Raw genomic sequence first — 15630 nt, forward strand, 5'->3', positions numbered from 1 at the left:
ATCATGAGGTTAGCGGGGCCGGGACAGACATATCACCCCGTCAACCTCATGATCAACGGCGCAGGGCGGGGGCAGGGCGGGGGCAGGGCGGGGCGCAGGGCAGGGGCGGGGCGCAGGCGGTCAGGTCAGGCGGGCTGCTTGCACCGCTTCTGCTGTCACCTCGGTGAGGCGGTCGGTGGGGAGGGCACCCAGCTCGTCGCGGCCGAACCAGCGAGCCTCGCAGGTGGAGCCGCCCACGTCGGCGATGGTCAGCGGGTTGGGCTGGTCGACGACCACGCGGTAGAAGGCGCGGACGCCGTGCCAGTCGATCGGGTAGCCCTCCGGGCCGAGCGAGGCGGCGTCGCGGTGGCTGGCCACACCGAGCAACTCGACGAGGCGACCGGTCTGGCCGGTCTCCTCGACCAGCTCACGGATCAGCGCCGCGCCGGGCTGCTCTCCGTAGTCGGTGCCACCGCCGGGCAGGTGCCAGCAGCCGGCGCCCGGGTAGCCGTCGGAAACCCGGGTGAGCAGCACCCGACCGGCCGGGTCGGTGCACACGGCGTACGCGGCGAAGCGCTGCGCCCGGTGCAGCCCGTCGGGGCCGGGAACCGCGTAGAAGGAGGGGAACTCGGGTGCCTCGTCGGGCACCACGTCGGCCGAGGAGGCGGGCAGCCCGAGGGCACGCGCTGTGAACGAGCGCAGCGGCAGCAGACGCGCCTCGTCGAGGGTGTACCAGCGGGCCAGGTCGGTGGGGCGATCGCCAGCCCGGTCGGCGAGCGTCCCGCCGCGCACCGCGACCCGGTAGATCAGCCGGTCGGTGTGGATGGTGATGCCACGCTCAGGCAGTGCCCGCATGTCGGCGAGCACGTCGGCCAGGCCCGCCACGGCGACGGACAGGCCCGTCTCGGCCGCGGTCTCGCGGACCACAGTGTGGTTGGGGTCCTCGCCGTGGTCGACCGCCCCGCCAGGCAGCGACCAGGTGCCGGGGGTGCCGGAGCGCTCCGATGCGCGGACCAGCAACACTCGGCCGTCTGAATCAGCACAAACTGCGTATGCCGCGATCCTGCGAAGCGGCTCCAGCATGGTGGTCACGGAAGCAAATTCTCCCCGGGTCGGGTTACCGGAACGGAAAAGAGTCGGATTCCTGACTTTATGGCCTCGCTCAGGGATCGGTCAGGGTAAGGATCCGGGCGGTCACCGAGGTCGGACAGGGCGCCAGCGCGGACTGTGGAGGCATGACAACCACCGCCACTCCCCGCGCCCCGTACAAGCAGCTCCGGCGACCCACGACCGACCGCATGGTGGCAGGTGTCGCCAGCGGTCTCGGTCGCTACTTCGACGTCGACCCCACACTGGTCCGGGTGATCTTCGCGGTCACCGGTCTGCTCACCGGCGGGCTGGCGCTGTTCGCGTACCCGATCATGTGGTTCCTGATGCCCGAGGAGCCCACAAGCGCGCCCGCGTGGCCGCACCCGGCGGGCACCGCGCCGCAGGGTCCGCCCACCATGGGCGGCCAGCAGGGGTACGCCCCGACGCAGCCCTACCCGCCGACGGCCCCGCCTAGCGCGACGACGACCCTGCCGAGCATGCCGCCGTCGACCCCGCCCAGCATGCCGCCGGCGGCCTGAGCGGCGCTCACTCCCACTCGATGGTGCCCGGCGGCTTGCTGGTGACGTCCAGCACCACCCGGTTGACCTCGGCCACCTCGTTGGTGATCCGGGTCGAGATCCGGGCGACCACCTCGTAGGGGAGGCGCGACCAGTCGGCGGTCATCGCGTCCTCGCTGGAGACCGGGCGCAGCACCACGGGATGCCCGTAGCTGCGCCCGTCACCCTGCACGCCGACGCTGCGGACGTCGGCGAGCAGTACCACCGGGAACTGCCACACGCCCCGGTCGAGCCCTGCCGCGGTCAGCTCCTCACGGGCGATCAGGTCGGCACGGCGCAGCAGGTCGAGCCGCTCCTGGTCGACAGCGCCGATGATGCGGATGGCCAGGCCGGGGCCGGGGAACGGGTGCCGCCAGACCATCGCCTCGGGCAGACCGAGTTGCAGGCCGAGCGCCCGGACCTCGTCCTTGAAGAGCGTGCGCAGCGGCTCGACAAGCGCGAACTTCAGGTCCTCCGGCAGACCGCCGACGTTGTGGTGGCTCTTGATGTTGGCGGTGCCGGTGCCGCCGCCGGACTCGACGACGTCCGGGTAGAGGGTGCCCTGGACCAGGAACTCCACGTCGCCGTGGGAGGCGATCTCGCGGGCGGCGGCCTCGAAGACCCGGATGAACTCCCGCCCGATGATCTTGCGCTTCTGCTCCGGGTCGGTCACCCCGGCCAGCGCGCCCAGGAACCGGTCCGCCGCGTCGACCACCTTGAGCTTGATGCCGGTGGCCGCCACGTAGTCCTTCTCCACCTGCTCGGCCTCGCCCGCGCGCAGCAGGCCGTGGTCGACGAAGACGCAGGTGAGCTGGTCACCGACGGCCTTGTGCACGAGCGCGGCGGCGACAGCCGAATCCACCCCGCCGGACAGGCCGCAGATGACCTCCTTGTCGCCCACCTGGGCGCGGATCCGGGCCACCTGCTCGTCGATGATGTTCTCGGGCGTCCAGGTCGGCTCGATCCCGGCGATCTCGTACAGGAAGCGCTGGAGCATCTCCTGGCCGTGCGCGGTGTGCCCGACCTCCGGGTGGAACTGCACACCGGCCCGGCGACCGGCCAGATCCTCGAACGCCGCCACCGGCGCGCCGGCCGACTCGGCGGTCACCGTGAAGCCCTCCGGGGCCTCGGTGACGCAGTCGCCGTGGCTCATCCACACCGGCAGGTCGGCCGGCAGGTCACGCAGCAGCACGCCCGGCTCGAGGAGGCGGGGGCGCAGCGGCGTGCCGCCGTACTCACGGTTGCCGGTCTTCGCGACGGTGCCGCCCAGCGCCTGGGCCATCGCCTGGAAGCCGTAGCAGATGCCGAAGACCGGAACGTCGGACGTGAACATGCCGGCGTCGATCTGCGGGGCGTCCGGCGCGTAGACGCTGGACGGGCCACCGGAGAGGATGATCGCGGCAGGGTTCTTCGCAAGCATCTCGGCGACCGGCATCGAGTGCGGCACGATCTCGGAGTAGACCCTCGCCTCGCGAACCCGGCGTGCGATGAGCTGGGCGTACTGGGCTCCGAAGTCCACCACGAGGACTGGGCGAGGCAGGCTCATGTGCACAAAGCCTACCCAGGACCACCTCCACCCGTGCCACCGGCACGCCGTCCACCGCGGCCTCCCGCGATCTTGCACTTGCTGCCTCGACAAAATTCGCACATGCCGCGTAAGGGCGACCGAAACTGCAAGATCGACGAGATCAGGAGGTGGGGCGCAGAGCTGCGGGGGCGCTTGGCGGGACTGCCGGGTTGTTCGGGGGTACGGGCGGGAGCCTGCGGTACGGGGTGCCGAGGGGCGGGCGGGGGTCCTCGTCGCCCTTGTTCGGCCAGAAGGACATCGCCCGCTCCGCCTGCGCGGTGATCGTCAGCGAGGGGTTCACACCGAGGTTGGCCGAGACCGCGGCCCCGTCCACCACGTGCAGCCCTGGGTGGCCGTACACCCGGTGCCAGGGGTCGATCACCCCGTCGGCAGGGGTGGCGCCGATCGCCGCCCCGCCCAGGATGTGCGCTGTCACCGGAATGTCGAACGGCTCGGTGACCGAGCCGCCGGGCGTACCGCCGATCTCGTCGGCGAGCAGCCGGGCGGCGGTGTTGCCGGCCGGGATCCAGGTCGGGTTCGGCGCGCCGTGGCCGGGGCCGGTGACCAGCCGGCGGCCGAACACGCCCCGCCGCCGGCGGGTGGTCAGCGAGTTGTCCACCGACTGCATCACCAGGGCGATCACCGTCCGTTCCGACCAGCCGCGCACCGACAGCATCCGGGCGGCCAGCCTCGGCTGGCGCGCGATGCTGCCCAGCCAGCGCCGGACCCGGTGCGGGCCACCGTCGACAAGCAGCGACTGGAGCAGCCCCATGGCGTTGGAGCCGCGCCCGTAGCGGACCGGCTCGATGTGGGTCTGCGGGTCGGGGTGGAACGAGCTGGTGATCGCCACCCCGTCGGTGAAGTCCAGCCCTTCGGACCGGGCCTGCTGGCGGGCCACCGAGGCGCCCAGGATCGCCTCCGAGTTGGTCCGGGTCAGCTCGCCGACGCGGGCCGAGAGCTTCGGCAGCACGCCGTCGTCCCTCATCGCGTGCAGCAGCCGTTGGGTGCCCAGCGCCCCGGCGGCGAACACCACCTCGTCGGCGTGGATCACCTGACGGCGGTGACGCACCCAGGCGCCGGTGCGGACGGTGTGCACGTCGTACCCGCCGCCTGCCGCCGGTTTGACGGCGGTCACGGTAGTCAGTGGGTGCACCGTGACACCCAGCCGCTCGGCGAGCCACAGGTAGTTCTTCACAAGCGTGTTCTTGGCCCCGTGCCGGCAGCCGGTCATGCACCCACCGCAGTGCGAGCAGCCGGTGCGCTCCGGGCCGGCGCCACCGAAGTACGGGTCGGCAACCCGCTCGCCGGGCCTACCGATGTGCACACCCACCGGGGTGGCGTGGAAGGTGTGCCCAACCCCCATCCGCTCGGCCACCGCCCGCATGGCGCGGTCCGCGCCGGTGTCCACCGGGTACGTGGTGACGCCGAGCATTCGTTTCGCCTGGTCGTAGTGTCGGGCCAGCTCGTCGCGCCAGTCGGTGATGTCCCGCCACTGCGGGTCGGTGTAGAAGGCCGGCAGGGGTTCGTAGAGGGTGTTCGCGTAGACGAGCGATCCGCCGCCCACCCCGGCGCCGGAGAGCACCAACACCCCGTTCCCGGAACGCCGGTCGGCGGGGCGGAGCAGGGTGAGCCGCTGGATGCCGTAGCAGCCCAGCTTCGGCGCCCACAGGAACCTGCGGAACCGCCAGGACGTCTGCGGGAACTCGTCGTCGGCGAAGCGCCGGCCGGCCTCCAGCACGCCGACCGTGTAGCCCTTCTCGGCGAGGCGGAGCGCGGTGACGCTGCCACCGAACCCGGATCCGATGACGAGCACGTCATACCGCATACACGCATCATTACTCGCGAGTAGCGCTCGCGCTAGCGGCAGTTTTCGCGCGACCATGCTCCGGCCAACCGACCCGGAGCCGTCCGGCCGCAACCCGGAGCACCCGTCGGAGCGTTGTTCCGATACGGGGAAGGAAGCAGAGATGGTTCTGGGGTCGATGGCACCGCGCCGACGGTGGTTGTTGTTCGGGTTGACCGCCCTGGCGATCGTGGCTCTTGTCGTGGCCGGGACGGTGGTCATCAACCGGCTGGCCGGTGACGACACGCCACAGCGCGCGGCGCCGGCGGCCGGTTCGCCGAGCCCGTCGCCGGTCAGCACGCCCACCCCGAGCCCCACCGGTCCGCCGCCGGGCGCCGACATCACCGGCCCGCTGAACCTGCTGCTGGTCGGGGTCGACACCCGTGTCAGCGTGCCCGGCTGGGAGCCGCACTCCGACGCCGTACTCGTGCTGCACGTACCGAAAGGGCTGGGTAAGGCGTACCTCTTCTCCCTGCCCCGTGACCTGGTGGTGGACATCCCGGCGTTCCCCAAGGCCGGCTATCCGGGCGGCCGGACCAAGCTCACCCACGCCATGAGCTACGGCAGCCGGGTGCCGGGCAAGCCGAAGCAGCCGAACACCGCCCAGGGGTACGAGCTGCTGCGCAGCACCGTCAGCGGCTACACCGGGCTGCGCATCGACGCTGGCGCGGTGCTCACCTTCAACGGGTTCGACCGGCTGGTCGACTCCCTCGGAGGGGTGGACATCTACGTCGACCAGCGGGTCGCCTCGATGCACCGCCGGCCGGACGGCAAGCACCGGCAGAGCGCGCCCGGCGGCTACACCGGGCCGCAGATGGTCTACGAGAAGGGCGAGCGGCACCTCAACGGCTGGCAGGCGCTGGACTACGCGCGGCAGCGCTACATGACGGGCGGGGACTACGCCCGGCAGCGCCACCAGCAGCAGCTGATCCGTGCCCTGACCCGCAAGATTCTCGACGAGGGCCTGGCCCGGCAGCCGGAACGGGTCGACCAGGTGGTCGCCGCGCTGGGCAACACCCTGATCTACGTGGGTGGTCGCCGGATCGTCGACCTGGCGTACGCGCTCAGCAATGTGCCGGAGAACCGGTTCGTACTCGTCGGCCTGCCCGGCTCGGGCGTCGGCAGGGGCAGCGCCTACCGCGGCGAGCAGCTCACCGCGACCGGCCGAGGGTTCCTCACCGAACTCCGCGCAGGCCGAGCCGACGCCTACCTGACAAAACACCCGACCCTGCAGGTAAAAACGTAACCCGGCCTCCCCCGCGATCTTGCACTTGCGGTCCTCGGCTTGTGGCGATTCGCCCCTTCCGCCCCGGCAGAAAGTGCAAGATCGCGGGTTGGAGGGTCAGAGGGGTTTGGGGGCTGGGGGCTTTTTGGTGCCGTAGAGCCAGGCGTCGAAGAGGGGCTTGAGCTTCTTGTCGGAGATGCGCTCCGCCAGGGCCACGAACTCCGCCGTGGTGGCGGTGCCGTTGCGCTTCTCGGCCAGCCAGGTCTTGATGATCTCGAAGAACGCCTTGTCGCCGACGGCCACCCGCAGCGCGTGCACCGTCATCCCGCCGCGCTCGTAGACCGACTCGCTGAACAGCTTCGTCATCCCCGGCCGGCCCGGCGGCGTCCTCCACACCTCGGCAGGCACGCCGGCGTACCGGGCCTGGAACGCCTGCTTGGCTGTGGACTGCCGGGTGTGCTCGGCCCAGAGCCACTCCGCGTACGTCGCGAAGCCCTCGTTGAGCCAGATGTCCTCCCACTTGGCGAGCGCCACACTGTTGCCGAACCACTGGTGGGCCAACTCGTGGGCGACCACATCGGTGTTCTCGCCACGCCTGAAGAAGCCTGCGGAGTAGACCGGCCGGCTCTGGGTCTCCAGCGCGTAGGAGATCCGGCTGTCGGAGACCACCACACCGCCGTACGCGTCGACCGGGTACGGCCCGAAGACGCTCTCCAGGTAGTCGGCCACCTTGACGGTCTGCGCGATCGACGCGTCCGGGGCGCCCTTGGCCACTGTCGAGGTGACCGCGCTGTAGACCGGCCGCCCCTTGTGCTCGCCTGTGGTGATCCGGAACTTGCCGATCACCACAGTGCTCAGGTAGCTGGCCATCGGCGACTTCTCCGACCACTTCCAGGTGGTCCAGCCGTCAGTGGTTGTCGAGCCACCCGGCACACCGTTGCTGATCGCGGTGAGCCCCTTCGGGACGGTGATCTCGATGTCGTAGGCGGCCTTGTCGGACGGGTGGTCGTTGACCGGGAACCAGGTGCTCGCCGACTCGGGCTGGCCCAGCGCGATTGCGCCGTCGGGGGTGTGCAGAAAGCCGCCGCTGCCGAGCGCCTCGTTCTCCAGCGGCTTCGGAACGCCGGAGTACGCGATCTCGGCGACGAACCCGTTGCCGGTGATCAGGCCGGCGGCCGGCTTGATCACCAGCTCGTTCCCGTCCCGGCTGTGGGTGGCCGGTGCCCCGTCCACCGTCACCTCCCTGACGGTCAGGCCGGCCAGGTCGAGGTTGAACGTCGACAGGTCGGCCGTAGCTGTGGCCTGCACTGTGGCGGTGCCGGTAAGCCGGTCCTTCGCCGGGTCGTAGCGCACCTTGATGGTGTACTGCCCGACGTCGTAGCCGCCGTTGCCGTAGGTGGGGAAGTAGCTGTCGCCGACTCCGGCCGCACCGGCGGTGAACACCCGCGACGGCTTCGGGGACGCGCTCGGTGCCGGTGTCGCCGCGTCCGGCGCGGTCGAGTCGCACCCGGACGTCACGAGCGCCCCGGTCACCAGCAGTGCTGCAGCAACCAGCAGCCTGCGCGGCGTTCCCCGCATCACGAACCCTCCCCGTACGGCAGCGCGGAGGCATCGACCGCCCGCGCGCGACCGGTGCCCGTGCCGATCGCAGGCGGCAGCCTATCGACAGGGCATCACGGGCCCGTCACGGCAGGGTGGGCGCTGTGCCGCCGACAAGCCAGGCGTCCAGGAGTGGCCGCAGCTGCCGGTTCGACACCCGCTCGGCCAGCGCCACGAAGTCCCCGGTGGTGGCGTTTCCGCCAGCCCGCTCGGTGGTCCAGGTACGCAGGATGCGGAAGAACGTGTCGTCACCGACGGTCCGGCGTAGCGCGTGCACGGCGAGCGCACCGCGCTTGTAGACGGCGGTGCCGAACATCCGTTCCCGGCCCGGCTCGACCGACGGCTGCGACCAGTCCGTCACCGCGTACTGGAGTTCGAAGTTGCGCTGCGCCGTCCGGCCACCGTCGTGCTCCTCCCACAGCCACTCTGCGTAGCTGGCGAAGCCCTCGTTGAGCCAGATGTCGCCCCACCTGCTGAGGGAGACACTGTCGCCGAACCACTGGTGGGCCAACTCGTGCGCGACAACGCCCGGGTTGAGCCTGTCGTCGGTGAAGAAGGCGGGTCCATAGACCGGCCGGGACTGGGTCTCCAGCGCGTAGGAGATCCGGTCGTCGGCAACGGCGATGCCCCCGTACGAGTCGAACGGGTACGGGCCGAAGCGGCTGGCCAGGAAGTCCGCGATCTCGCCGGTGCGGGCCAGCGAGCCGGCCGCGCCACCTGTCGCCGGCAGGCTCGCCGCGACGGCGGTGACCATCGGTCGTCCGGCGTGCTCGCCGTCGACCACCCGGTAGTTTCCGATCACGAGGGTGCTCAGGTAGCTGGCCATCGGGGTGCGTTCCGACCAGCGCCAGGTGGTCCAGCCGTCGGCGCTGCTCCGCGGGCCGGGCACGCCGTTGCTGAGTGCGGCCAGTCCGTCCGGAACGGTCACGGCGATGTCGTAGCTGGCCTTGTCCGACGGGTGATCGTTGACCGGGAACCAGGTGGCTGCGGAGTCGGGCTGACCGAGTGCGATCGCGCCGTCGTCGGTGTGCAGGAAACCACCGCTGCCCAGCGCACCGTCGGTGCCGGCGCTGGGCACACCCTGGTAGTCGACAACCACTGTGAACTGCCGGCCGCGTGGCAGCCGGTCGCGTGGGGTCACCACCAGTTCGCCGGCGTCGCGGCGGTGCTCGGCCCGCGCCTGGTCGACGGTGACCGCTCCTACGTCCAGGCCGGCGAGGTCCAGGTTGAACCGGGACAGATCCTGGATGGCGGTGGCAGTGATGGCGGCCCGGCCGCTGAGCCGGTCGGTCGTCGGGTCGTAGCGGACGTCCAGGCCGTAGTGCGTGACGTCGTAGCCGCCGTTGCCGCGTCCGGGCACGTACGGGTCACCGGCGTCGGCGGCACCGGGCCGGAACCCGTCGTTGTCAGCGCCCGTACATCCGGCGGCGCCGAGCGCGACGGCGCAGGTGAACGCGGTGACGATGGCCAGCCGGTGGCGGCGCGACGTCCGTCCGGTAAGGACCATGCACGTCTCCTTTCGCCCGGTCGCCCGGGTCACGACGAGCGTAGCCAGCACGGCCGTGCCGGAGGTGTGTATCGACGATCGTCAGTTACTTTCGTTGAAACAAGCAAAAGTTAGCTCACATTGACACTTTCTTTTGGCCACCGCCGACGTTACTGTCTGACCCCAAGATGTAACGCGTTCGGAACATCCCAGTCGATCGCGTCCAGGAGCGGGACTTCGCGTCCCACACCGACACGCCGTGGCGGCGGCGTGCAGTTGTCCCTTCGATGTCACGACACCGCAGGCTTCCGGCCCCGCCGGAGACGCGGACAAGGCGCTCGGCGGCGCCCTGCGACGGACCCTCGTCGCACCCTTGCTGATCGTTATCGACGGCATACGCCGTCGCGAAAGGTGGGACCATGCCAGACCACACCGACGCCACACCGACCAACCGGATCAACCGCCGGTCCCTGCTCGCCGCCTCCGCAGGCGTCGCCGCCGCACTCGGCGCGGCCGGCCTGCCGGTCCTCGCCACCGGCTCCCCAGCCCTCGCCCACCCCAAGGACAAGGGCAAGGACAAGGGCAAGAGCAAGCTGCGGGTCGAACCGCTGATCCCGGAGAAGAACCGCGGGATCATCCTCTACAGCGTCCGGGACCGGATCACCGCAGCGCCCGACGACAGCGGAGTGCCGTACGGCTTCGAGCGCGTCCTCGCCCGACTCGCCGAGATCGGCTACAAGGAGATCGAGTTCGCCGGCTACACCCAGCACACCTCGATCCTCGGCCGGCAGATCACCCCGCGCGAGATCCGCAAGATCCTCGACGACAACGGCCTGGTCGCCAACGGCACCCACGCCTCGATCCAGGCGGCCACCTTCCAGCAGCAGCTGGACATCGCCGAGGAACTCGGCATGAAGAACATCGGCACCGGCAGCGACCCCACGAACAGCGCCTACAAGGCCGACTGGGACGCCGCAGCCGACCTCTGGAACGAGCTGGGCCGGCAGGCCCGCGCCCGGGGCATGCGGCTCTACACCCACAACCACGACGTCGCGTACAGCTTCCTGCTCGACTCCGGCCCGCTGGACGCGCAGGGCCGGCCCACCCGCTCGTCGGGCGTCCGGCGGCTGGAGTACTTCTTCGGCAAGACCGACCCGAAGTACGTCTTCTTCGAGTTCGACATCTACTGGGGCTACGTGGCCCGCTACAAGCACCAGAAGTACGTCGACCCGGCCGGCCGTGAGGTGACCGACCTGTTCGACCCGATCCTCAACGTGGCCGACCGGACCACCCGGTTCCCGCTGTTCCACGCCAAGGACGGCGACCGCGACACCAGCGTGCCCAACGGTCACCAGATGGCACCCCTCGGCGAGGGCGACATCAACTTCCAGCAGTTCTTCCAGACCATCGGCGAGCGGGACTTCCACCACGCCAACTGGGAGATGGACACCGCCCCCGGCGGCACCGCCAACCGGGGACAGTCGCTCGACCTCGCGGCGCTCAGCTACCGCAACATGTCCGACCTGACGATCTACCTCAAGAAGTAACACCCCGCACGGCCGGCGTCCGCTCGACGCCGGCCGTGCCCACACTCCGCCGGCCGTCGAGCCGGCGGCGGTGACGGGCGCGGACAACAGCCGTCCCCGATCACCTTCGCGCTCCCGTACGGCGACGGGACGCGCACGGTCCATCCCCCCACCGCAGTCGCGCGGCCGGCCCCACCGGGCCGGGGATGCCGCGCGCCCGCCGAACACCGGAGGAACGATGATCCGACCGACCGGACGACGATGGTTCGCCGTCGCCGCTGGGCTCATCCTGACCGTCTCCCTCATCTCCGCCGCACCCGCCACTGCGGCACCAGCCGACCCAACCCCGACCGGGGCAGCCGTCGTGGAGAACGGCCCCGCCGCCCTCCGCTCCCCCCAGCGCGCCCCGAAGAGCTACCAGGTCCTGGTGTTCACGAAGACCGCCGGTGAGCGCCGTGCGTCCATCAACGACGGCGTCGACACGATCCGGAAACTGGCCAAGGCCAACAAGTTCACTGTCACTGTCACCCGGGACGCCGCGGTGTTCACCCCCACCGAGCTGGCGAAGTACCGGGCCGTGGTCTTCCTCAACACCACCGGCGACGTCCTCAACGCCAGCCAGGAGGCGGCCTTCGAGGCGTACGTGAAGGCCGGCGGCGGCTACGTCGGCGTACACGCCGCGGCGGAGACCGAGCCGGACTGGACCTTCTACCAGGACCTGGTCGGCGCGAAGGTGGCAAGCGCCTCGACGGTCACCCGTGGCGTGGTCGACGTCGCCGACCGCGCCCACCCGGCGTCGGAGACGCTTCCCCGCACGCTCACCCTCACCGAGGAGTGGTACAACTTCGACCGCAACGTCCGGGGCACCTCGCACGTCCTGGCCACTGTGGACGAGAAGACCTACACCGGTGGCACGATGGGGTACGACCACCCGATCACCTGGTGCAAGGACTACCAGGGCGGGCGCTCCTTCTACACCGGCCTCGGGCACAGCATCGAGACGTACCGCTCGGCGAAGTTCCGTGAGCACCTGCTCGGCGGCATCCAGTGGTCCGCTGGCGTCATCGAGGGCGACTGCGGCGCGACAGTGCTCGGCAACTACGAGAAGGTCACACTCAACGGCGAGCCGGGCGAGCCGATGTCGCTGGCAGTGCTCCCCGACGGCCGGGTGCTGCACAACACCCGTGGCGGCGAGGTACGGCTCTACGACCCCGCCACCGGCGCCAGCCCGGTGATCACCACCGTCGACGTGTACCAGCACGACGAGGACGGCCTCCAGTCGGTGGCGATCGATCCGGACTTCGCGAAGAACAAGTGGGTCTACATCTACTACGCGCCGAAGCTCAACACCCCTGTCGACGACCCGAGCACCCCGGGCGTCAACGAGGGCGACGCGCCCGCCACCTCGAACGACCCGACAGTGTGGGACAAGTTCAAGGGCTACAACCAGCTCTCCCGGGTCAAGCTCGTCGAGACCCCCACCCCGCACCTGGACATGAGCACCGAGCAGCAGATCCTCCGGGTCGACGCCGACCGCGGCATCTGCTGCCACGTGGCCGGCGAGATCAAGTTCGACGCCAAGGGACTGCTCTACCTCGTCACCGGCGACGACACCAACGCGGGCGGCTCCGACGGGTACACCCCGATCAACGAGTCGCCGACCCAGGGCCCCGGGTACGACGCGCAGCGCTCGTCGGGCAACACCAACGACCTGCGCGGCAAGCTGCTGCGGATCAAGGTACGACCGGACGGCACGTACTCCATCCCGAAGGGCAACCTGTTCGACGAGGCCAAGGACCAGGCCGGCAAGACCCGGCCGGAGATCTTCCTTATGGGGCTGCGCAACCCGTTCCGGTACGACGTGGGCGCCGACGGCACCGTCTACGTCGGTGACTACTCGCCGGACTCCCGCGTGCCCAGCGCCACCCGGGGACCGGACGGCACCGGCCGCTGGTTCGCCACCAAGAAGGCCGGCAACTACGGCTGGCCGTACTGCTATTCGCCGAGCCTGCCGTACGTCGACTACGACTTCGTCACCCGGACCTCCGGCGCACCGTTCAACTGCGGCGCCCCGGTCAACGACTCGCCGCGCAACACCGGCCTGCGGGTGCTGCCGAAGGTCGAGCAGCCGCAGTTCTGGTACACGTTCGACGCCCGTACCCCGTGCGCCGGGGCGTACCTGGAGAACCCGCCGGTCGCCTGCGACTTCGCGTGGCCGGTGATCGGCACCGGCGGCGTCGGCCCGATGGGCGGCCCGATCTACTCGTACGACCCGAAGTCGACCTCCGAGGTGAAGTTCCCCGAGTACTACCAGAACGCTGTGGTCTTCGGTGAGTTCACCCGCGACAAGATCTTCATGATGCGTACCGACGGCAAGGGCAAGCTGACCGGCGTGGAGCAGTTCCTGCCGGGCTTCGTCTTCGACAACCCGATGGACATGGAGTTCGGGCCGGACGGCTCGCTCTACCTGCTGGAGTACGGCGACGGCTTCTTCCGGGCCAACCCGGACGCGCAACTGTCGGTGATCCGGTACGTCAAGGGCCAGCGGTCACCGGTGGCGAAGCTCGACGCCACACCCACCTCCGGGACGACACCGCTGACCGTGCAGTTCTCCTCGGCCGGCAGTTACGACCCGGACCCGGGCGAGTCCATCTCGTACGCCTGGGACTTCACGAACGACGGCACCGTCGACTCGGCCGACCCGAACCCGTCGTTCACCTACACGGCGAACGGCACCTACAGCGCCAAGCTGACGGTTACCGACTCCAGCGGCAGGACCGCCGTACTCACCAGGGAGATCGTGGTCGGCAACACCGCGCCCACCGTGACAGTCACCTCCCCGGTGTCCGGAAGCTTCTTCAACTGGGGTGACGCGGTGCCGTTCACCATCACGGTGACCGACCCGGAGGACGGGCCGGTGGACTGCTCGCGGGTGACAGTGACGTTCGTCCTCGGCCACGACAGCCACGGGCACCCGGACAGCTCCACCACCGGCTGCACGGGCATCCTGGCCACCCCGGCCGACGGCGGTGACCACGCCGGTGGCTACCTGTACGGCGGGATCAGCGCCTCGTACACCGACCTCGGCGGCGGCGGGCAGGCCCCGCTCACCACCGTCGGCCAGGCGATCATCCAGACGCCTCGCCAGCAGGCCGAGAACGCCCAGGTGAAGGAGGGCGTCACGGTCGCCAACACCGGTGACACCGGCGGCGGTGAGCACGTCAGCTCGATCGACCCGGGCGACCACATCGCCTTCGACCCGATCAACCTGGGTGGGGTGTCCAGCGTGACGCTGCGGCACTCCGGAGGCTCGGCCGCTACCGCGGGCACTCCCCGCGCGGCGGTGGAGCTGCGGCTCGACTCGCCGACCGGCCCGCTCGTCGCCACGGCGACGCTGAACGCGACCACCGGCAACGCGGCCTTCACCAGCACCTCGGTGCCGGTGAACCAGCCGGCCGGGGCGCACCGGCTCTACCTGGTCTACACCGCCGTACCGGGCGGGCCGACCAGCGGCCTGGGCAACCTGAACTGGGTCGAGTTCACAGTGGGCTGACGCCCCGGGAACGACGGGGGCCGGCCCCGCAACGTGGCGGGGCCGGCCTTCCGGCGTGCAGGAGGTAGGTCAGCGGTCGAGGACCAGGCCCACCTTCTGGAACTCCTTGAGGTCGCGGTAGCCGCACTTGGCCATCGCCCGGCGCAGGCCGCCGAACAGGTTGAGCTGGCCGTCGGCCTCGTCGGCCGGGCCGAACAGCAACTGCTCCATCGACCCGAGCGGGTCGCCGGAGACCTCGAACGCGCCGCGGGGCAGCGACGGGTGGCTCGCCGCCGAGTGCCACCAGGCGCCACCGGCGGGCGCCTCCTCGCAGAGCGACAGCGGCTCGCCGAGCATCACCGCGTCGGCACCGCAGCCGAGCGCCTTGGCGATGTCGCCGGAGGTCTGGATGTCGCCGTCGGCGATCAGGTGCACGTACCGGCCGCCGGTCTCGTCGAGGTAGTCCCGGCGGGCCGCCGCGGCGTCGGCGATCGCGGTGGCCATCGGCACCCGGATGCCCAGCACCGACTCGGTGGTCGACCACTCGTCGCCGCCGATGCCCACGATCACACCGGCCGCGCCGGTACGCATCAGGTGCAGCGCCGTCTTGTAGTCGGTGCAACCGCCGACGATCACCGGCAGGTCGAGGTCGGCGATGAACTCCTTGAGGTTCAGCGGCTCGTCGGTCGTCGACACGTGCTCGGCCGAGACGATGGTGCCCTGGATGACCAGGATGTCCACCCCGGCGTCCAGAATCACCGGTGCCAGCGCCAAGGTGTGCTGCGGGGACACCCGCACCGCCACAGTGCCGCCGCCGGCCCGCAGCTCACGGACCCGCTCGGCGATCAGGTCCGGGCGGATCGGCTCGGCGTACACCTCCTGGAGCCGCTTGGTGGCGCGGGCGTCCTCGTCGAGGCCTGCCAACTCCTCAAGCACCTTCGTCGGGTTCTCGTAGCGGGTCCACAGCCCTTCGACGTTGAGCACGCCGAGACCGCCGAGCTGACCCAGCCGCACCGCCGACGACGGGCTCATCGTGGCGTCGGACGGATGCCCGACGCAGGGAATACCGAACGGGTACGCGTCGAGCTGCCAGGCGGTGGAGACGTCGTCGACGTCCCTGGTCCGGCGGCTCGGCACGATGGCGATGTCGTCCAGGTGGTAGCCGCGCTGCGCGGTCTTGCCCAGCCCGATCTCGACCACGTCACGCATGGGGGACTCCAGGTGGTT

At 70.5% G+C, this 15630-nt stretch carries 10 protein-coding genes; 4 read left to right on the plus strand and 6 right to left on the minus strand.

The window, feature by feature from the left end; all coding sequences use genetic code 11:
- Positions 1 to 120: 120 nt before the first annotated feature.
- Entirely contained in the window at positions 121 to 1071 is a 951-nt protein-coding gene (locus ADK66_RS28015) for an NUDIX hydrolase (protein ID WP_053660541.1), read from the minus strand.
- A gap of 143 nt (positions 1072 to 1214) precedes the next feature.
- Here ADK66_RS28015 and ADK66_RS28020 point away from each other — a divergent pair, with 143 nt between their 5' ends.
- On the plus strand, positions 1215 to 1607 hold the full coding sequence (locus tag ADK66_RS28020) for a PspC domain-containing protein (RefSeq protein ID WP_082377705.1): 393 nt from the start codon (positions 1215 to 1217) through the stop codon (positions 1605 to 1607).
- 7 nt (positions 1608 to 1614) lie between these two features.
- On the opposite strand, the gene guaA is transcribed toward ADK66_RS28020, so the two are convergent.
- Together guaA and ADK66_RS28030 are read right to left on the minus strand one after the other, a co-directional pair.
- Complete coding sequence (guaA, locus tag ADK66_RS28025) at positions 1615 to 3171, minus strand: glutamine-hydrolyzing GMP synthase (RefSeq protein ID WP_053660544.1); 1557 nt, start codon at positions 3169 to 3171, stop codon at positions 1615 to 1617.
- Positions 3172 to 3313: 142 nt separating this feature from the next.
- Positions 3314 to 5017, minus strand: coding sequence for an FAD-dependent oxidoreductase (locus ADK66_RS28030; RefSeq protein WP_053660546.1), 1704 nt, complete (start codon positions 5015 to 5017; stop codon positions 3314 to 3316).
- Between the two features lie 142 nt (positions 5018 to 5159).
- Between ADK66_RS28030 and ADK66_RS28035 the strand changes: the two genes are divergently transcribed.
- Positions 5160 to 6281 carry an LCP family protein gene (locus tag ADK66_RS28035; RefSeq protein WP_053660548.1) on the plus strand — a complete coding sequence of 374 codons (1122 nt, stop codon included), beginning with the start codon at positions 5160 to 5162 and terminating at the stop codon, positions 6279 to 6281.
- A gap of 96 nt (positions 6282 to 6377) precedes the next feature.
- On the opposite strand, the gene ADK66_RS28040 is transcribed toward ADK66_RS28035, so the two are convergent.
- Positions 6378 to 7838 (minus strand): M1 family metallopeptidase, encoded by a 1461-nt coding sequence (locus ADK66_RS28040; RefSeq protein ID WP_053660550.1) that lies wholly within the window; start codon positions 7836 to 7838, stop codon positions 6378 to 6380.
- 106 nt (positions 7839 to 7944) lie between these two features.
- The gene (locus ADK66_RS28045) at positions 7945 to 9366 is read right to left on the minus strand and encodes a M1 family metallopeptidase (protein ID WP_053660639.1); all 1422 of its coding nucleotides are present in this window, start codon (positions 9364 to 9366) and stop codon (positions 7945 to 7947) included.
- Between the two features lie 398 nt (positions 9367 to 9764).
- Here ADK66_RS28045 and ADK66_RS28050 point away from each other — a divergent pair, with 398 nt between their 5' ends.
- Together ADK66_RS28050 and ADK66_RS28055 are read left to right on the plus strand one after the other, a co-directional pair.
- The gene (locus tag ADK66_RS28050) at positions 9765 to 10892 is read left to right on the plus strand and encodes a sugar phosphate isomerase/epimerase (protein ID WP_231640221.1); all 1128 of its coding nucleotides are present in this window, start codon (positions 9765 to 9767) and stop codon (positions 10890 to 10892) included.
- A 217-nt stretch (positions 10893 to 11109) separates the two neighbouring features.
- Complete coding sequence (locus ADK66_RS28055; RefSeq protein ID WP_053660552.1) at positions 11110 to 14424, plus strand: ThuA domain-containing protein; 3315 nt, start codon at positions 11110 to 11112, stop codon at positions 14422 to 14424.
- Between the two features lie 69 nt (positions 14425 to 14493).
- Here ADK66_RS28055 and ADK66_RS28060 read toward each other — a convergent pair whose 3' ends face one another.
- Positions 14494 to 15612 (minus strand): GuaB3 family IMP dehydrogenase-related protein, encoded by a 1119-nt coding sequence (locus tag ADK66_RS28060; protein WP_053660554.1) that lies wholly within the window; start codon positions 15610 to 15612, stop codon positions 14494 to 14496.
- Between the last annotated feature and the right edge of the window lie 18 nt (positions 15613 to 15630).

It is taken from the genome of Micromonospora sp. NRRL B-16802, assembly GCF_001279555.1.
In the GTDB taxonomy this organism is placed as follows: domain Bacteria; phylum Actinomycetota; class Actinomycetes; order Mycobacteriales; family Micromonosporaceae; genus Micromonospora; species Micromonospora profundi.

Coding starts and splice junctions, on each gene's coding strand:
- ADK66_RS28055 (WP_053660552.1), top strand. CDS start 11,110: ATGATCCGACCGACCGGACGACGATGGTTCGCCGTCGCCGCTGGGCTC.
- ADK66_RS28030 (WP_053660546.1), bottom strand. CDS start 5,017: ATGCGGTATGACGTGCTCGTCATCGGATCCGGGTTCGGTGGCAGCGTC.
- ADK66_RS28045 (WP_053660639.1), bottom strand. CDS start 9,366: ATGGTCCTTACCGGACGGACGTCGCGCCGCCACCGGCTGGCCATCGTC.
- ADK66_RS28020 (WP_082377705.1), top strand. CDS start 1,215: ATGACAACCACCGCCACTCCCCGCGCCCCGTACAAGCAGCTCCGGCGA.
- ADK66_RS28035 (WP_053660548.1), top strand. CDS start 5,160: ATGGTTCTGGGGTCGATGGCACCGCGCCGACGGTGGTTGTTGTTCGGG.
- ADK66_RS28040 (WP_053660550.1), bottom strand. CDS start 7,838: ATGCGGGGAACGCCGCGCAGGCTGCTGGTTGCTGCAGCACTGCTGGTG.
- guaA (WP_053660544.1), bottom strand. CDS start 3,171: ATGAGCCTGCCTCGCCCAGTCCTCGTGGTGGACTTCGGAGCCCAGTAC.
- ADK66_RS28050 (WP_231640221.1), top strand. CDS start 9,765: ATGCCAGACCACACCGACGCCACACCGACCAACCGGATCAACCGCCGG.
- ADK66_RS28060 (WP_053660554.1), bottom strand. CDS start 15,612: ATGCGTGACGTGGTCGAGATCGGGCTGGGCAAGACCGCGCAGCGCGGC.